The sequence below is a fragment of the Mesorhizobium sp. M1078 genome, assembly GCF_040318615.1.
Taxonomy (GTDB): domain Bacteria; phylum Pseudomonadota; class Alphaproteobacteria; order Rhizobiales; family Rhizobiaceae; genus Mesorhizobium.
Genome location: NZ_JAMYMP010000006.1, coordinates 1 through 14,872, shown reverse-complemented (window position 1 = coordinate 14,872; position 14,872 = coordinate 1). Strand labels below are relative to the sequence as shown.

General features: G+C 62.1%; 16 protein-coding genes and 1 pseudogene. 11 read left to right on the top strand and 6 right to left on the bottom strand.

What is annotated here, in order from left to right; genetic code table 11:
* Window positions 1-68 precede the first annotated feature (68 nt).
* The 4 genes from NKH38_RS10515 to clpA all read left to right on the top strand — a co-directional run bounded on the left by NKH38_RS10515 (window position 69) and on the right by clpA (window position 3,770).
* Entirely contained in the window at window positions 69-344 is a 276-nt protein-coding gene (locus tag NKH38_RS10515; RefSeq protein ID WP_352759851.1) for a hypothetical protein, read from the top strand.
* A complete protein-coding gene (locus NKH38_RS10510) occupies window positions 341-670 on the top strand; it encodes a phasin family protein (RefSeq protein WP_023671011.1) in 330 nt (109 codons plus the stop codon). Before NKH38_RS10515 ends, NKH38_RS10510 begins: the two co-directional genes overlap by 4 nt.
* Window positions 671-947: 277 nt before the next feature.
* Window positions 948-1,274, top strand: a complete 327-nt coding sequence (gene clpS / locus NKH38_RS10505; RefSeq protein ID WP_023671012.1) for an ATP-dependent Clp protease adapter ClpS — start codon at window positions 948-950, stop codon at window positions 1,272-1,274.
* A 6-nt stretch (window positions 1,275-1,280) separates the two neighbouring features.
* Window positions 1,281-3,770 carry an ATP-dependent Clp protease ATP-binding subunit ClpA gene (gene clpA, locus NKH38_RS10500; protein WP_023671013.1) on the top strand — a complete coding sequence of 830 codons (2,490 nt, stop codon included), beginning with the start codon at window positions 1,281-1,283 and terminating at the stop codon, window positions 3,768-3,770.
* 103 nt (window positions 3,771-3,873) lie between these two features.
* Here the strand turns inward: clpA and NKH38_RS10495 are convergent, their stop codons facing one another.
* The 5 genes from NKH38_RS10495 to NKH38_RS10475 form a co-directional block, all read right to left on the bottom strand.
* Entirely contained in the window at window positions 3,874-4,863 is a 990-nt protein-coding gene (locus tag NKH38_RS10495) for a phosphatase PAP2 family protein (protein ID WP_352759849.1), read from the bottom strand.
* 224 nt (window positions 4,864-5,087) lie between these two features.
* Window positions 5,088-5,516 carry an HIT family protein gene (locus NKH38_RS10490; RefSeq protein ID WP_023730124.1) on the bottom strand — a complete coding sequence of 143 codons (429 nt, stop codon included), beginning with the start codon at window positions 5,514-5,516 and terminating at the stop codon, window positions 5,088-5,090.
* 95 nt (window positions 5,517-5,611) lie between these two features.
* Window positions 5,612-6,826, bottom strand: a complete 1,215-nt coding sequence (locus tag NKH38_RS10485; protein WP_352759846.1) for a GNAT family N-acetyltransferase — start codon at window positions 6,824-6,826, stop codon at window positions 5,612-5,614.
* A 42-nt stretch (window positions 6,827-6,868) separates the two neighbouring features.
* Window positions 6,869-7,609, bottom strand: a complete 741-nt coding sequence (locus NKH38_RS10480; RefSeq protein WP_352759844.1) for a glycerophosphodiester phosphodiesterase — start codon at window positions 7,607-7,609, stop codon at window positions 6,869-6,871.
* Between the two features lie 14 nt (window positions 7,610-7,623).
* Window positions 7,624-8,088, bottom strand: a complete 465-nt coding sequence (locus NKH38_RS10475) for a RidA family protein (RefSeq protein ID WP_023693441.1) — start codon at window positions 8,086-8,088, stop codon at window positions 7,624-7,626.
* Between the two features lie 138 nt (window positions 8,089-8,226).
* Here NKH38_RS10475 and NKH38_RS10470 point away from each other — a divergent pair, with 138 nt between their 5' ends.
* From NKH38_RS10470 to tsf, 5 genes are all read left to right on the top strand, one after another.
* Entirely contained in the window at window positions 8,227-9,057 is an 831-nt protein-coding gene (locus NKH38_RS10470; protein ID WP_352759840.1) for a cell envelope integrity EipB family protein, read from the top strand.
* Between the two features lie 44 nt (window positions 9,058-9,101).
* The gene (locus NKH38_RS10465) at window positions 9,102-9,380 is read left to right on the top strand and encodes a DUF4031 domain-containing protein (protein ID WP_023671020.1); all 279 of its coding nucleotides are present in this window, start codon (window positions 9,102-9,104) and stop codon (window positions 9,378-9,380) included.
* Window positions 9,377-9,988, top strand: coding sequence for a LysE family translocator (locus tag NKH38_RS10460; RefSeq protein ID WP_023730120.1), 612 nt, complete (start codon window positions 9,377-9,379; stop codon window positions 9,986-9,988). Before NKH38_RS10465 ends, NKH38_RS10460 begins: the two co-directional genes overlap by 4 nt.
* A gap of 177 nt (window positions 9,989-10,165) precedes the next feature.
* Complete coding sequence (rpsB, locus tag NKH38_RS10455) at window positions 10,166-10,954, top strand: 30S ribosomal protein S2 (protein WP_023671022.1); 789 nt, start codon at window positions 10,166-10,168, stop codon at window positions 10,952-10,954.
* 108 nt (window positions 10,955-11,062) lie between these two features.
* Window positions 11,063-11,983, top strand: a complete 921-nt coding sequence (tsf, locus tag NKH38_RS10450) for a translation elongation factor Ts (RefSeq protein WP_352759836.1) — start codon at window positions 11,063-11,065, stop codon at window positions 11,981-11,983.
* 33 nt (window positions 11,984-12,016) lie between these two features.
* Here tsf and NKH38_RS10445 read toward each other — a convergent pair whose 3' ends face one another.
* Window positions 12,017-12,943 (bottom strand): LysR family transcriptional regulator, encoded by a 927-nt coding sequence (locus NKH38_RS10445; protein WP_352759833.1) that lies wholly within the window; start codon window positions 12,941-12,943, stop codon window positions 12,017-12,019.
* Window positions 12,944-13,042: 99 nt separating this feature from the next.
* Here NKH38_RS10445 and NKH38_RS10440 point away from each other — a divergent pair, with 99 nt between their 5' ends.
* Window positions 13,043-13,570 (top strand): nuclear transport factor 2 family protein, encoded by a 528-nt coding sequence (locus NKH38_RS10440; protein ID WP_352759830.1) that lies wholly within the window; start codon window positions 13,043-13,045, stop codon window positions 13,568-13,570.
* A 34-nt stretch (window positions 13,571-13,604) separates the two neighbouring features.
* Window positions 13,605-14,710, top strand: a pseudogene (locus NKH38_RS10435) (aldo/keto reductase).
* The last annotated feature ends 162 nt before the right edge of the window (window positions 14,711-14,872 follow it).

Sequence of the window (14,872 nt, the reverse complement as noted above, 5' to 3'; positions counted from 1 at the left end):
GATTGTTTTGAGGGAAGATGCGGATTTTGAACCGAAGACCGACAACGCCTGACGCACTGATAGTTCCTTTGAAACTCATTGCCCTGGAGGCGGCAAAGGGATCCGACCTCACTTGTCGTCAAACTATCGCGGCCAGCGTTACCAATCCGTTTATGGTAACCGGCGCGTTCACCATTTTCCTCGGGCTTGAGCCTTTCTTTATTCGAATTTTAGCTGTTGCCGGCGCAGCGCGGCCTGATGCCGCTGAAATCTTGACTTTTGTGCAGCGCACAATATATTCTCGTGCATTGCACAACCGCGCTCAGGCAAGGGCGCTTCAAAACGGCAAGGGAAACGTCAAATGACCCAGACCTACGAGGACTTCTCGAAATACGGCAAGGAGTTTGCCGATACCGGATTGAAGAGCTTCACCTCGCTCTCTAAGGGCGCGCAGGCGATCGCCACCGAAGCTGGCGAATACACCAAGAAGAGCTTCGAGGCCGGCAGCGCCGCGGTCGAAAAGCTGTTCTCCGCCAAGTCGCTGGAAAAGGCGGTCGAGATCCAGTCCGACTTCGCCAAGCAGAGCTATGAGAGCTTCGTCGCCGAGGCGACCAAGTTCGGCGATCTCTATGCCGATCTCGCCAAGGAGGCTTACAAGCCCTTCGAATCGATTGTCGCCAAGGCGAAGTAATTTCGCTCGAGAATACCAGGCACGGCCTTTCGGGCTTGCAAAACAGACCCGGTCGCAGATGCGCGGCCGGGTTTTTTCATGCCGGTTTCAATTCCGGGGCTTTGGCGGTTCACGATTTTGAAAATCGCCTCGGTTTGCCCACCTAGCCATATTGTCAGCTAACAAGAAGGGCTTAAAATCGTCCATCGAACACCTACATATCGAACTCGCCATGGGGATTCGAAAGAGGCAGGATTACGTGACTTCAGGTTTGACTGCCACGACAAGCGTGGTGCGGATGCAAAGTGACGGCGACGGCAATGAGGCCGGTCGCGGCACAGCCGTCATTACGCGCACCAAGACCAAGACCAAGAAGCCCAGCCTTTACAGGGTCCTCATCCTCAACGACGACTATACGCCCATGGAGTTCGTGGTTCACGTCCTGGAGCGTTTTTTTCAAAAGGACCGCGAAGCCGCCACACGCATTATGCTTCATGTTCACAATCATGGGGTGGGCGAGTGCGGGGTCTATACATTCGAGGTGGCCGAGACCAAAGTGTCTCAGGTCATGGATTTCGCCCGACAGAATCAGCATCCGCTGCAATGCGTGATGGAGAAGAAGTGAGGTAACATGCCGGCTTTCTCCCAAGGCCTGGAAAAGGCGCTTCACCAGGCGCTGACGCTCGCCAATGAGCGGCACCATGAATATGCAACCCTAGAACATCTGCTGCTCGCCCTTATCGACGACACCGAGGCGGCCGCCGTCATGCGCGCCTGCAACGTCGATCTCGACGAGCTGAAGCACACCGTTCTGACCTATATCGACACCGAACTCGACAATCTGGTCACCGGTTACGATGAGGATTCCAAGCCGACCGCCGGCTTCCAGCGCGTCATCCAGCGCGCCGTGATCCATGTGCAGTCATCCGGCCGCGAGGAAGTGTCCGGCGCCAACGTGCTCGTCGCCATCTTTGCCGAGCGCGAGAGCCATGCCGCTTATTTCCTGCAGGAACAGCAGATGACCCGCTACGACGCGGTCAACTACATCTCGCACGGCATCGCCAAGCGCCCCGGCGCATCGGAGACGCGCTCGCCGCGCGGCGCCGATGACGAGCAGGGCGGCCAGAACGGCGCCGAGCCGCAGGAGGAAGGCGGCAAGAAGAAGCAGCAGCAGGATGCGCTGACTGCCTATTGCGTCAACCTCAACAACAAGGCCAAGGCCGGCAAGATCGATCCGCTGATCGGCCGCGAGAGCGAAATCAACCGCACCATCCAGGTGCTGTGCCGCCGCTCCAAGAACAACCCGCTCTATGTCGGCGATCCCGGCGTCGGCAAGACGGCGATTGCCGAAGGCCTGGCCAAGCGCATCGTTGAAGGCGATGTGCCCGAAGTGCTGCAGGACGCCACCATCTTCGCGCTCGACATGGGCACGCTGTTGGCCGGCACGCGCTATCGCGGCGATTTCGAAGAGCGGCTGAAGCAGGTCGTCAAGGAGCTCGAGGATTATCCGGGCGCCGTGCTGTTCATCGACGAGATCCACACCGTGATCGGGGCCGGCGCCACCTCAGGCGGCGCCATGGATGCGTCGAACCTGTTGAAGCCGGCGCTGTCTTCGGGTGCCATCCGCTGCATCGGCTCGACCACTTACAAGGAGTTCCGCCAGTTCTTCGAGAAGGACCGCGCTCTGGTGCGGCGCTTCCAGAAGATCGACGTCAACGAGCCGACCATCGAGGACGCCATCGAGATCATGAAGGGCCTCAAGCCCTATTATGAGGAATTCCACAAGGTGAAGTTCACCAACGAGGCGATCAAGGCTTCGGTGGAACTGTCGGCCCGCTACATCAATGACCGCAAGCTGCCGGACAAGGCGATCGACGTGATCGACGAGACCGGCGCCTCGCAGATGCTGGTGCCGGAAGCCAAGCGCAAGAAGACGATCGGCATCAAGGAGATCGAAGCCACGATCGCCACGATGGCCCGCATCCCGCCGAAGACGGTTTCGGCAGACGACGAGAAGGTGCTGCAAGGCCTCGACATCGAGCTGAAGCGCGTCGTCTATGGCCAAGACACCGCCATCACCGCGCTGACCTCGGCGATCAAGCTGGCGCGTGCCGGCCTGCGCGAACCGGAAAAGCCGATCGGCTCCTACCTGTTCTCAGGCCCGACCGGCGTCGGCAAGACCGAAGTCGCCAAGCAGTTGGCTGCCTCGCTCGGCGTCGAGCTGATCCGCTTCGACATGTCGGAATATATGGAACGCCACACCGTCTCGCGGTTGATCGGCGCGCCTCCCGGCTATGTCGGCTTCGACCAGGGCGGTCTGCTTACCGACGGGGTCGACCAGCATCCGCACTGCGTGCTCTTGCTGGATGAAGTCGAGAAGGCGCATCCGGACCTGTTCAACATCCTGTTGCAGGTCATGGACCACGGCAAGCTGACCGACCACAACGGCAAGCAGATCGACTTCCGCAATGTCATCCTTATCATGACCACCAATGCGGGCGCATCCGATGCGCAGCGCGCGGCGATCGGTTTCGGATCGACCAAGCGCGAAGGCGACGATGTCGAGGCCATCAACCGGTTGTTCACGCCGGAGTTCCGCAACCGTCTCGATGCGATCATCCCGTTCGGCTCGCTGCCGGTGCCGGTCATCCATCAGGTGGTGCAGAAGTTCGTCATGCAGCTCGAGGCCCAGCTCTCCGAGCGGGGCGTCACCTTCGACCTGTCGTCCGACGCGATCGCCTGGCTGGCCGACAAGGGCTATGATGAGCGCATGGGTGCGCGGCCGCTCGGCCGGGTCATCCAGGAGCACATCAAGAAGCCGTTGGCCGACGAGGTGCTGTTCGGCAAGCTCAAGAAGGGCGGCACGGTGCGCGTCACCGTCGAGAAGAAGGAAACCGGCGAAACCGGCCTGAAGCTCGAATCACTGGCCGACGAAGCCCCGGTGCAGCCGAAGCAGGAGCCGGAAGAGGCGCCGAAAGCCCGCAAGGCGGTGGCCAAGAAGCCCGTCGCCAAGAAGGCGGTGGCGCAGAAGCCTCAGCCCAAGGGCAAGGACGAGCCTGAGCCCAAGGGCAAGGATGGCGGCAAGCGCAGCCTGGTGCCGCAACTGCCGCGCAAGAGCTAAAAAGTTCACCTATGAAAAAAGGGCCCGGTGACGGGCCCTTTTTTCATTGGCTGGCCGGTTTGCCCACACAGCGCCCCTGCTTTTCAGGTCAGATGTTGTTAGGTCAGGCGGCGACGCCCTCGGGTGCAAACTTGCCCAGGAAGTACCCGCACGCCTTCCAGATGGCGATCGAAATCAGAACGCTCGCATAGCCATCCACGGCATAATGCCAGCCAAGGACGACCGAGCCGACCATGATGATTGCGGCGAATGCCCACATCAAAAGGCCGGCCAACCGTGAGCGGCGTGTTGCATAAAGCGCGAAAAGCACCGCCATCGCCACATGCATGGACGGGAAGGCGGATATGCCGAGACTGCCTGGCGTCGCCCCTATATAGCCGCTCCACACAATGTCCTGCGTGCTGAGCGCCCAGATCGGATAGATGCGATCGGCGGCGGCGAGTGCTTGCATCAGGGAATGATAGTCGCTGCCCAGCCCCAGTCGCTCGTAAAAGCACGGCCCTGCCGAAGACAGGCCCATCGCCAGGAAAAAACCCGCCAGTATCCACACGAGCATGAAGCTCATCAGGAACTGGTGACGCAGCTTCGTGTCCCTGCGCGTGATGCAAGCGATGAAGACCGAGGCGATAAGGACGACGAACCAGGAATTGTAAGCCAGGTTGAACGATCTTACGGCGAGCGGCGACTGGACGATAAACCATAGCCATTCATGGGGCGCTCGGCCGAAATGCAGCACCCGGTCGGCCTGCGCCAATGCGTGATCCCATGCGAATGGCGAAAGGATCGCGACCGCCCCTTTCAACACGCCGAAAGCGGATATGAGCGCAATGCTCGCCGCCAGACCATTCAGGCTGTTGGCGTTGCGCTCGGCGTCGCCGAAGACGCCGCCGATCGATCGCAGAAAAGTGCCGAGCGGTTCAGGATCCCGCTTGATGAGCGCAAGGTGAAAAAAGCTGCCGAGTGCGAAGGCGCAGCCACCGATCCAGAAAGCGAAAAGAAGGTATTGGGCATAGTCTTCCAGCACGCCGAAATCCGGCATGTTTCCGGTGCGCAGGCCGACCGCGGCTGCCAAAAGCACGGCAGCGATGGCCATCGCGTGCAGCAGGCGGTGTCGCCGGTACGCGTCCGCCAAGGTGCGCAGAAAGGCCCGCCCGGCAGCTGCTTTTACCAACGGCTCTGATGTCGCAACCGAATGTTCCACGATTTTTAAAACCCAAACGCATCCTGGTACGGCACTTTATCACGGGGTGGTTTGATATTTTCCTAACCGACGTGGTGGATTGTGGCTGAGCGCATCGCCCTGAGGCGCGCGCCACCTCAACCGTTCAGCGCTGCTCGGATCTTCGCCGCGTTCTCCGTCAGCACTTCGGGCTTCTCCATCTGCCCCGTATGCGGCTTGAGCGCGATGCCTTCGAACCGCGGGACGACATGGACATGTAGGTGGTAGACGGTCTGGCCGGACGCCGGTTCGTTGAACTGCAGGATGGTGACCCCGTCAGCGCCGAAAGCCTTTTTGACCGCCAGCGCGACCGTCTGGACCGTGGTGAACAGCCGGCCGAGCGTCGCCGGATCGGCATCGAGCAGATTGCGCGACGGTGCTTTGGGCACCACCAGCGTGTGACCGGGGCCTTGCGGCATCACATCCATGAAGGCGACCACGGCATCATCCTCGTAGACGCGGTGCGACGGGATTTCGCCGCGCAGGATCTTCGCGAAGATATTGCTGGGGTCGTAAGCCTCGGTCATGGCGGCGCTCCGGGAGTATGCTCCCGGTGTAGCGAAGCTGTCCCGGACCGGCAAGATGGTCCGGCGATATCGACAGGCGAGGGCAGGGCGGATCGCTATTCCTCAAGATCCTTGCGGAACGGCGTATGCTCTTCCAGAATTTCGCCCATCCGCTCGACCTCGCGCCGCTCACGCCGGAGATAATCGGCCACAGCATTGCGCAGGCCGGGATGTGCGATGTAGTGCGCCGAATGCATGGTCACGGGACGATAGCCGCGCGCCAGCTTGTGCTCACCCTGCGCGCCGGCCTCGACCACCTTCAGCTTACGCTCGATGGCGAAGTCGATGGCCTGATGGTAGCAAACTTCGAAATGCAGGAACGGGTGGTCCTCGATGCAGCCCCAATTGCGGCCGTAGAGCGCATCGGAGCCGATGAAGTTGATGGCGCCGGCGACATAGCGGCCATTGCGCTTGGCCATTACCAACAGGATATCCTGGGACATGCGCTCGCCGATCAGCGAGAAGAACTTGCGGTTGAGATAAGGCCGGCCCCATTTGCGGCTGCCGGTGTCCATATAGAAGGCGAAGAAATCGTCCCAGGCCCTTTCGGTCAGGTCCTTGCCGGTCAGCCGGTCGATCGAGATATCGTTGGCGAGCGCCTCGCGCCGCTCCTTCTTCATCGCCTTGCGCTTGCGCGATGCCAGCGTAGCGAGGAAATCGTCATAGGTCGAAAAGCCTTCGTTGAAGAAGTGGAACTGCTGGTCGGTGCGGTGCAGGAAGCCGGCTGCTTCCAGCGTTGCAACGTCGCTTTCACTGGCGAAGGTGACATGCGCGGAGGACACGCCGAGCTTTTCCGTCACCGCCTTCAGGCCCGCTGCGAGACCGGCCTTCACAATGGCGCTGTCCTCGCCCTTGCTGACCAGCAGGCGAGGGCCGGTGACCGGAGAGAACGGCACGGCGCATTGCAGTTTCGGATAGTAGTTGCCGCCGGCGCGTTCGAACGCATCGGACCAGCCGTGGTCGAAGACATATTCGCCCTGGCTGTGCGATTTGAGATAGCAGGGCACGGCGCCCAGCAATCTGCCTTGGGCATTTTCCAGTCTGAGATGATGACCTTGCCAGCCGGTACGCCGCACGGCGCAGCCGGAATCTTCAAGCGCGCTCAGAAAAGCATATGAAACGAGAGGTTTATAGCCATTTTCTGTGTCGCTGCGGGTTGTGCCGGTAAAGCCGTTCCACTCGTCGCAGGTGAAGGCATTGATGCCGGCGGCGACGCGGATGGAAAACTCCGCATTCGCCGTTTGCCCGTCGCCTTCATCACCCTGATCCATGGGGCTTATTTAAGCTCTGTCGGGGCCGCTACAAGTCACGTTTCAGGCACTTCCATCAGGCGACACTGACAGATCGGGTTCGAACCCTTCGAACGTCATCTGGTCGGCGTATTTGAAAGTGAGATCCACCGCCGGCTGGTCATGCACCGTCCAGGTGATGACAGGCATTTTAAGCCTTTCGCGCACGAAGCTGACGAACGGGTTCGGCAGATCGCCCGCGGCATAGGAGGTGAAGGCGAGGTCATGTGCCAGCATGGCAAAATGCGCCTCGATCAACTGATTGTCCCTGCCGTAGGCGGTCAGCCCACCCGGAATGCCAGGCGCATCCCTAGGGAAGTCGCGGACCAGCCAGTGGTCGAACGACATGATCGCCGCCTTGCCCTTGTAGCGCTCCAGCATCTTGCCGACGCTTGCCACCAAGCCCTCGTCGTAACCGGGCACACCCTTCAGTTCGACAATCATCGGCACACGGCCGTCGACCAGGTCGAGCGCTTCTTGCAGTGTCGGCACATGGTCCTTGGTGCCGCCGATCCTGAGCGCCGCCAGTTCCGCTGCCGTGCGCTGCCAGACAAAGCCGTCCTGGCCGGTCAGCCGCTTGAGGTCGCCGTCATGGATGATGACGGGAACGCGGTCGGATGAGAGGTGCACGTCGCATTCGATCGCATAGCCGCGCTCGGCGGCAGCAGCGAAGGCCGACAGCGTGTTTTCCCAGCGCGTCCTGTTCATGTCGTGAAAGCCGCGATGCGCCACCGGCCGGGCGGTCAGCCAGGAAAGGTCGGTCATTGTCTTGGTCCTGCTCATGCGACCTCGAAGACGGCTTCGATTTCCACTGCGGCATTAAGCGGCAGACAGGCGGTGCCGACGGCGGAGCGGGCATGCTTGCCGCGCTCGCCAAGGGCCGCGACCAGGAAATCGGAGGCGCCATTGGCGACCAGATGCTGCTCGACGAAATCCGGCACTGATGCAACAAAGACGGTGATCTTGACCAGCCGCTGGATTTTTTCGAGATCGCCAAGTGCTGCTTTTGCCTGCGCCAAGATGTTGATTGCACAGTACTTTGCGCCTTCCTTGCCGGTTGCCGTGTCGACGTCGCGGCCGAGCAGGCCGCTTGCCTGCAGCTTGCCGTCCTTGAGCGGCAACTGCCCGGCGGTGAACAAAAGATTGCCGGACCTGCAATAGGGCACATAGTTCGCGGCGGGCGCTGCGGCGGCAGGTATCGTCACGCCGAGATCGCTTAGCCGCTTTTCGATTGTTTCACTCATGGTATTTCCCTATTGCTTGGAGACGCCGCGCTGGCCGGGCCGAAATTGCTATTTTTGCCTCGCTTCCGCCACGACTTTTTTTAAGCTGGACCATCTTTACCTGCGGCCTGCCATCAGCTGCGACGATCGGAGCCCCTTATGCGCGCAACGCGCCTTGCCTTCCACGCCGTTCTCGTTCCGGTGCTGTTCTCGATGGCTCCGGCCTTTGCCGTGCCGGCGCTGCAGGCGCATCGCGCCGTCTACGATCTTACCCTCGACAACGCGTCGGACCGCTCGGGCATCACCGGCATTTCCGGCCGCATGGTCTATGAGTTCAACGGCTCGCCCTGCGAGGGCTATACGGTAAAATTCCGTTTCGTCACCCAGATCGCCACCGGCGACAACACCAGGCTGACCGACCAGCAGACGACCACGTTCGAGGACGCCGAAGGCAAGACCTTCTCGTTCGTGACCAAATCCTTCGTCGACCAGAACCTCGACAAGGAGGTCAAGGGCACCGCCACGAAAGAGACCAAGGGCCTCAAGGTCGACATCGACAAGCCCGAGAAGAACAGCCTGGAACTCGCCGCCACTCAGTTCCCGACCCAGCATCTGGTCGAACTGATCGGCAAGGCCGAGAAGGGCGAGAATTTCTACGAAACCAGCCTGTTCGACGGTTCGGAGGATGCCAACAAGGTGATGACCACCACCGTCATCGTCGGCAAGAAGGCCGAGGGCGACAAGGCCGACCCCGAAGCGCCGGCGCTGGCCAGGCTTGCCGGCGACAAATACTGGCCGGTCGACATCGCCTATTTCGACGAGACCGACAAATCGGGCGAAGAGGTGCCGGAATACCGCATCAGCTTCAAGCTGCACGAGAACGGCATCACCCGCGACCTCACAATGGACTATGGCGAGTTCTCGATGACCGGAAAGCTGGTCAACCTGTCGCTGTTCGATCAGACCAAGCCTTGCCCGGTCTCGAAATAGCAACAATGCGGCGCTGGCCACGGCAGGCTTGATGGCAGTTCCCGATGGCGGTCTATGTCGATGCGGCGATCTGGAAATGGGCCGGCCATCGCTGGTGCCACCTGATGGCCGACGATACGGACGAACTGCATCGTTTCGCCGCCGAGCTTGGCGTCAAGCGTTCGTCCTACCAGGGGCCGCCCAGGACATCGGCGCCGCACTATGACATAACCGGCTTCGAGCGCGACCGGGCGGTGCGGCTCGGCGCCATCGAATGCAGCCGCGAGGAGATCGTTGCGATCTTCAGGCGCGTACGGGTACCCAACGGAAAGGGCCGATCGTGACGCTAACGGCATTCCTGGCTTATTGCCTTGCCATCACACTTGCCGCCGCCACGCCGGGACCGGCGATGTTCACGGTGATCACCAACGGCGTGGCACGCGGCTTCCTGCGTGCGTTCGTCGCCGGAATGGGCATTGCCGCCGGTGATGCCGTGCTGGTCACCCTGGCACTGCTCGGGCTGGTGGCGCTGGCCCAGACCTTCGAATGGGTGTTTCTCCTGTTGAAATACGCCGGTGCGGCCTACCTGATTTTCCTCGGCATCAAGATGTGGCGGGCCGCGGCCGCGCAATCGGCCGCGCAAGGAATCCCCCAAACCGGATTGTCGCGGTCGTTCCTGCTTGGCGCCTCCGTGGCGCTCGGCAACCCGAAGGCGATCCTGTTCCACGCCTCGATCATGCCGCTGATCCTCAACCTCGACACCATGACGTTTGCCGACGGCCTGCTGGTGGTGGCAGTCGTCGTCGGCGCCAATATTCTCACCATGGGCATCTACGCCGCGCTGGCGGGCAGGGCATCCGGCTGGCTCAGGACGCCCGAACGCATGCGGCTGATTAACCGGTTCGCCGGCAGCGCCATGATCGGCACCGGAGCGCTGATTGCCGCACGCTGAGCGATGAAGCACCTCACCGCTTGCGTTTGCAGCGCTTCCCCTCTATATGCGCGCTCATTCCACACACGGACTTTGGTGTCTGCCCGGGAGAAATCCGGCTGAAACCTCCGGTGGCGTTCGAGGACAAAGTCCAAAAATGCCTGTGTCCGTGGAGGCTAACCGGAAAAGGAACTAAGAATGGCACTGCCTGATTTCAGCATGCGCCAGCTTTTGGAAGCTGGCATTCACTTCGGCCACCAGACCCACCGCTGGAACCCGAAGATGGCGCCTTACATCTACGGCGCCCGCAACAACATCCACATCATCGACCTGTCGCAGACGGTGCCTTTGCTGCACCAGGCTCTGAAGCAGGTTTCCGACACCGTTGCCAAGGGCGGTCGCGTGCTGTTCGTCGGCACCAAGCGCCAGGCTTCGGATATCGTCGCCGACGCGGCGCAGCGTTCGGCCCAGTATTATGTCAATTCGCGTTGGCTCGGCGGCATGCTGACCAACTGGAAGACGATCTCGAATTCGATCCAGCGCCTGCGCAAGCTCGACGAGATGCTGGCCGGTGAGGCCCAGGGCCTGACCAAGAAGGAACGCCTGAACCTCGACCGCGAGCGCGAGAAGCTCGACAAGGCGCTCGGCGGTATCAAGGACATGGGCTCGACGCCCGACCTGATGTTCGTCATCGACACCAACAAGGAAGCGATCGCCATTCTCGAGGCCAAGCGCCTCGGCATTCCGGTCGTTGCCATCATCGATTCGAACTGCGATCCGGACAAGATCGACTTCCCGATCCCCGGTAATGACGACGCGGCGCGCGCCATCCAGCTCTATTGCGACCTGATCGCCAAGGCTGCCATCGACGGCATCGCCCGCCAGCAGGGCGCGCTCGGCGTCGACATCGGCGCCTCGGTCGAAGCTCCGGTCGAACCGGCGCTTGATCCGGCTCCGGCCCCGGCTGCGGACGCTCCGGAAGCTTGACAATCGAAGGCCGGTTGCGGCCTTCATCATTCTCATATTTGGCACGCTAGACGGACGCATCACCGAGTACCGGTGGTGCGTCGGTGCATTTAAAACAAAGAGGCGACAATGAGCATTTCGGCTGCACAGGTCAAAGAACTCCGCGACTTGACCGGCGCGGGCATGATGGACTGCAAGGCGGCGTTGACCGAGACCAACGGCAACATCGAAGAGGCCGTCGACTGGCTGCGCAAGAAGGGCATTTCCAAGGCCGACAAGAAGGCTGGCCGTACTGCCGCCGAAGGCCTGATCGGCGTCGACTCCGGCGTCCGCGAGGCCGCCATCGTCGAGGTTAACTCCGAGACCGATTTCGTGGCCCGCAACGAGCAGTTCCAGGAGATCGTTCGCAATGTCGCCAAGGTCGCGCTTGCTTATGGCACGACGGAGGCTGTCTCTGCCGCAAAGTATCCGGGTTCGGACAAGTCGGTCACTGACACCATCAAGGACGCCGTTGGCACCATTGGCGAGAACATGAGCTTCCGCCGTTCGGCCAAGCTCACCGTCCCGCACGGTGCTGTCGCAACCTACGTCCACAATGCGGTTGCCGATGGTCTTGGCAAGCTCGGCGTTCTGGTCGCGATCGAGACGACGGGCAATGAGCATGCCGCCAACGCCTTTAGCCGCCAGGTCGCCATGCATGTCGCCGCCACCAACCCGCTGGCGTTGACCGCCGAGCAGATCGATCCGGCAGCGGTCGAGCGCGAGAAGGCGATCTTCGCCGACCAGGCGCGCCAGTCCGGCAAGCCGGAAGCGATCATCGAAAAGATGGTCGAAGGCCGCCTGCGCAAGTTCTACGAGGAAGTCGTGCTCCTCAAGCAGGCCTTCGTGCTCAATCCCGACATCACTGTCGAGCAGGCGCTGAAGGATGCCGAGAAGGACATCGGCGCTCCGGCCAAGATCTCCGCCTATCTGCGCTTTGCGCTGGGCGAAGGCATCGAAAAGGAAGAGACCGATTTCGCGGCGGAAGTCGCGGCGGCGGTGAAGAAGTAGTTTTAAAAATAGCCCCGAAAAGGGCTTCTCAGCTCAGGCAACTCGGCCGGGTGTCCGCAAGGATGCTCGGCCGATTTCTTGTGCGGTGTCGATGAAGGCCCTGAGCTTTGGCGCCGTCGACGCCCTGCGCGGGAAGTAAAGGAAGAGGCCGGGCTCCTCGATCGCCGTTTGCGGCAGGATCTGAACGAGGCGGCCGGCGGCCAATTCCGCGCGCACCAGCGGCTCGAACACATAGGTCAGCCCGACGCCGGCAAGCGCAAGGTCGATCGCGGCCAGCGAATCGGTGACGATGACCGTACCCTTCGTCTCGGCCACCACATCCTTGCCGTCCTCGGTCAGGTCCCAGCGATAGAGTGCGCCGGAGCGCACAAGCCGGTAGCCGATGCAATTGTGGTCCGAAAGATCCGCCACACCGCGCGGACGGCCATGCCGGCCGACATAGGCGGGGGAGGCGACGATCACGGCGTTGAATGGCGGCGTCAGCCGGACCGTGACCATGTCCTGTGCGATCATCTCGCCCAGCCGGATGCCGGCATCAAAACCCTCGCCGACAATGTCCACCAGCCCCTGGTCGGTGAGCAATTCGATGGTCACATCAGGATAGCGTTCAGCCATCGCGGCGGCCACGGGAGTGACGGCAAGTGGAACGGCGATGTTGGGAACGTTCAACCTGAGCAAGCCGGAGGGCCGGCCCTTGATGGCTCGGATGCGGTCCATCCGGTCGGCGATATCCTGGAGGGCAGGGGCTGCCGTGTCCACCAGCGCCTTGCCGGCTTCCGTCAGCGAGACGCTGCGCGTGGTGCGCGCAAACAGCGGCTGGCCGATCCGCTCCTCCACGAAGCGCACCGCATGGCTGACGGCGGATGGGGACATGCCCAGTTCGGCCGCGGCAAGCGCAAAGCCGCCGCGTCGGGCAACGGCGACGATGACAGGCAAATGACTGAGCAGATCCCGGTCCATTCATGCATGATATCGCATAGTCCTTGCGAACACTTCAATCTTCTCGATGCCGACAGGCTGACCCATATTGCGATCACCGATGCACAAAGGAGAAGAAAGATGGATGCCTTGAAACACGCTACCTTCGCCGCAGGCCTTGCCCTAGCGCCGGTCGATGCCGGCGGCGCCGAGCCGTCCGGTTGGCGCGCGCTCGCCGACGAACGCGCCGTCATCCGCATCGCCGACGCGATCGACCGTGCCGTCGATGCGCAGGACTGGAAGCTTGCCCGCTCCTATTTCGCCGACCGTGTCACCGTCGACTTCAGCAGCCTGTCAGGACAGCCTGCCGCCACCATCCCCTCCGACAATCTGATCGGTACCTGGGCCGGCAACCTCAGGGGCAGCAAGACCAGCCTGCATCTGCGCACCAATCACCAGGTGATCTTTGAGGCGGACGCGGCGACCGTCTCTTCGAACGGCTATGCCTGGAACCGGATGGAAGGCAATGGCGACCCGCTGTGGGAAGTCTGGGGCACCTACCAGCACCATCTGGTTCGCTCCGGGACCGGCTGGAAAGTCGACGGCTTCGTTTTCCGCGCCACGCATGAGCGCGGCAATCCCTGGGTCAAGATGACGCCTGGCCAGTGAGCCGGCGTCAAGAAATCAGGATAGGAAAAACACCATGACCATGAGCTATTACACACTGGGCAACAGCGGCCTGCGCGTCAGCCGGCTGGCACTGGGCACCATGACCTTTGGCACCGAATGGGGCTGGGGCGCGGACAGGGAAACCGCGCGCGCCCCGACGCCTATGTCGAGGCCGGCGGCAATTTCTTCGACACCGCCGACCTCTACACCGGCGGCACAGCCGAAACCTGGCTCGGCGAATTCATCGCCGAGCGAGGCTTGCGCGACAGAGCGGTGATCGCCACGAAATTCACCTTCAACGCGGAGCCCGGCAATCCGAACGCCGGTGGCAATGGCCGCAAGAACATCTTGCGCGCCGTGGACGCCTCGCTGAAGCGGTTGGGCACTGACTATATCGACCTCTACCTCCTCCATGTCTGGGACGGGCTGACGCCGGCCGAGGAGGTCATGCGCACGATGGATGATCTCGTGCGTGCGGGCAAGATTCGCCATGTCGGCCTGTCCGATGTGCCGGCCTGGTATGCTGCCCGCGCGCAGACGATCGCCGAGTGGCGCGGCTACGAGCCGGTGTCGGCCCTGCAGCTTGAATATTCGCTGGCGGAGCGTTCGATCGAAAATGAGTTCGTGCCCTTCGGCACCCGCCATGGCGCAGGAATCATGGTGTGGAGCCCGCTGGCCAGCGGGCTGCTCAGCGGCAAGTACCGGCCGACGCAGGAAGGCCATGCCGGCCGGCTCGACGGCTTTCGCAACACCACTCATCCGGGGTTCCAGAAGTTCACCGAGCGCAACTGGGCGATCGTGGCGGAGCTCGAAAAAGTTGCCGCCGAACTCGGACGCAGCATGGCGCAGGTCGCGCTCAACTGGGTGGCAACGCAACCGGGCATCGCCACCGTGATTCTTGGCGCCACCAAGCTGGCGCAGTTGCAGGACAATCTGGCGGCGTTGGATTTCACTTTACCCGCCGAGCTTCGCGCGCGGCTGGATACGGTCAGCAAGACACCGCCGCCATTCCCGTACGCCTATTTCGGTTCCGACATACAAGCCCGGGTTACCGGCGGCGCCGTGACCGGCGACAAGCCGTTGGGTTATGCGCCGCCGCTGCTGGTCGAGGGCGACGCCGTCAGCATCACCAGCAACTGACGGGCCGCGACCGCAAGGCGGAATTGGGCGAGGGGCGCCGCGGGGCATAGCGGCGCCCGTGGGGTTTAGGGACTCCGCCTCGCGCCCGCGGCCGCCCCCGCGCGAGGGCGGGCTGCCCCCGCTGCCCCACCCCACAAATACGAGGGGCCGCTGGCGGCAAAG

What these genes read in the sequence shown, in the direction of transcription:
- NKH38_RS10445 (WP_352759833.1), bottom strand. Translation starts at nt 12,943, where the DNA reads ATGGACCGGGATCTGCTCAGTCATTTGCCTGTCATCGTCGCCGTTGCC.
- rpsB (WP_023671022.1), top strand. Translation starts at nt 10,166, where the DNA reads ATGGCACTGCCTGATTTCAGCATGCGCCAGCTTTTGGAAGCTGGCATT.
- clpA (WP_023671013.1), top strand. Translation starts at nt 1,281, where the DNA reads ATGCCGGCTTTCTCCCAAGGCCTGGAAAAGGCGCTTCACCAGGCGCTG.
- NKH38_RS10465 (WP_023671020.1), top strand. Translation starts at nt 9,102, where the DNA reads ATGGCGGTCTATGTCGATGCGGCGATCTGGAAATGGGCCGGCCATCGC.
- NKH38_RS10510 (WP_023671011.1), top strand. Translation starts at nt 341, where the DNA reads ATGACCCAGACCTACGAGGACTTCTCGAAATACGGCAAGGAGTTTGCC.
- NKH38_RS10440 (WP_352759830.1), top strand. Translation starts at nt 13,043, where the DNA reads ATGGATGCCTTGAAACACGCTACCTTCGCCGCAGGCCTTGCCCTAGCG.
- NKH38_RS10480 (WP_352759844.1), bottom strand. Translation starts at nt 7,609, where the DNA reads ATGACCGACCTTTCCTGGCTGACCGCCCGGCCGGTGGCGCATCGCGGC.
- NKH38_RS10490 (WP_023730124.1), bottom strand. Translation starts at nt 5,516, where the DNA reads ATGACCGAGGCTTACGACCCCAGCAATATCTTCGCGAAGATCCTGCGC.
- NKH38_RS10495 (WP_352759849.1), bottom strand. Translation starts at nt 4,863, where the DNA reads ATGGCCATCGCTGCCGTGCTTTTGGCAGCCGCGGTCGGCCTGCGCACC.
- tsf (WP_352759836.1), top strand. Translation starts at nt 11,063, where the DNA reads ATGAGCATTTCGGCTGCACAGGTCAAAGAACTCCGCGACTTGACCGGC.
- NKH38_RS10470 (WP_352759840.1), top strand. Translation starts at nt 8,227, where the DNA reads ATGCGCGCAACGCGCCTTGCCTTCCACGCCGTTCTCGTTCCGGTGCTG.
- NKH38_RS10475 (WP_023693441.1), bottom strand. Translation starts at nt 8,088, where the DNA reads ATGAGTGAAACAATCGAAAAGCGGCTAAGCGATCTCGGCGTGACGATA.
- clpS (WP_023671012.1), top strand. Translation starts at nt 948, where the DNA reads ATGCAAAGTGACGGCGACGGCAATGAGGCCGGTCGCGGCACAGCCGTC.
- NKH38_RS10485 (WP_352759846.1), bottom strand. Translation starts at nt 6,826, where the DNA reads ATGGATCAGGGTGATGAAGGCGACGGGCAAACGGCGAATGCGGAGTTT.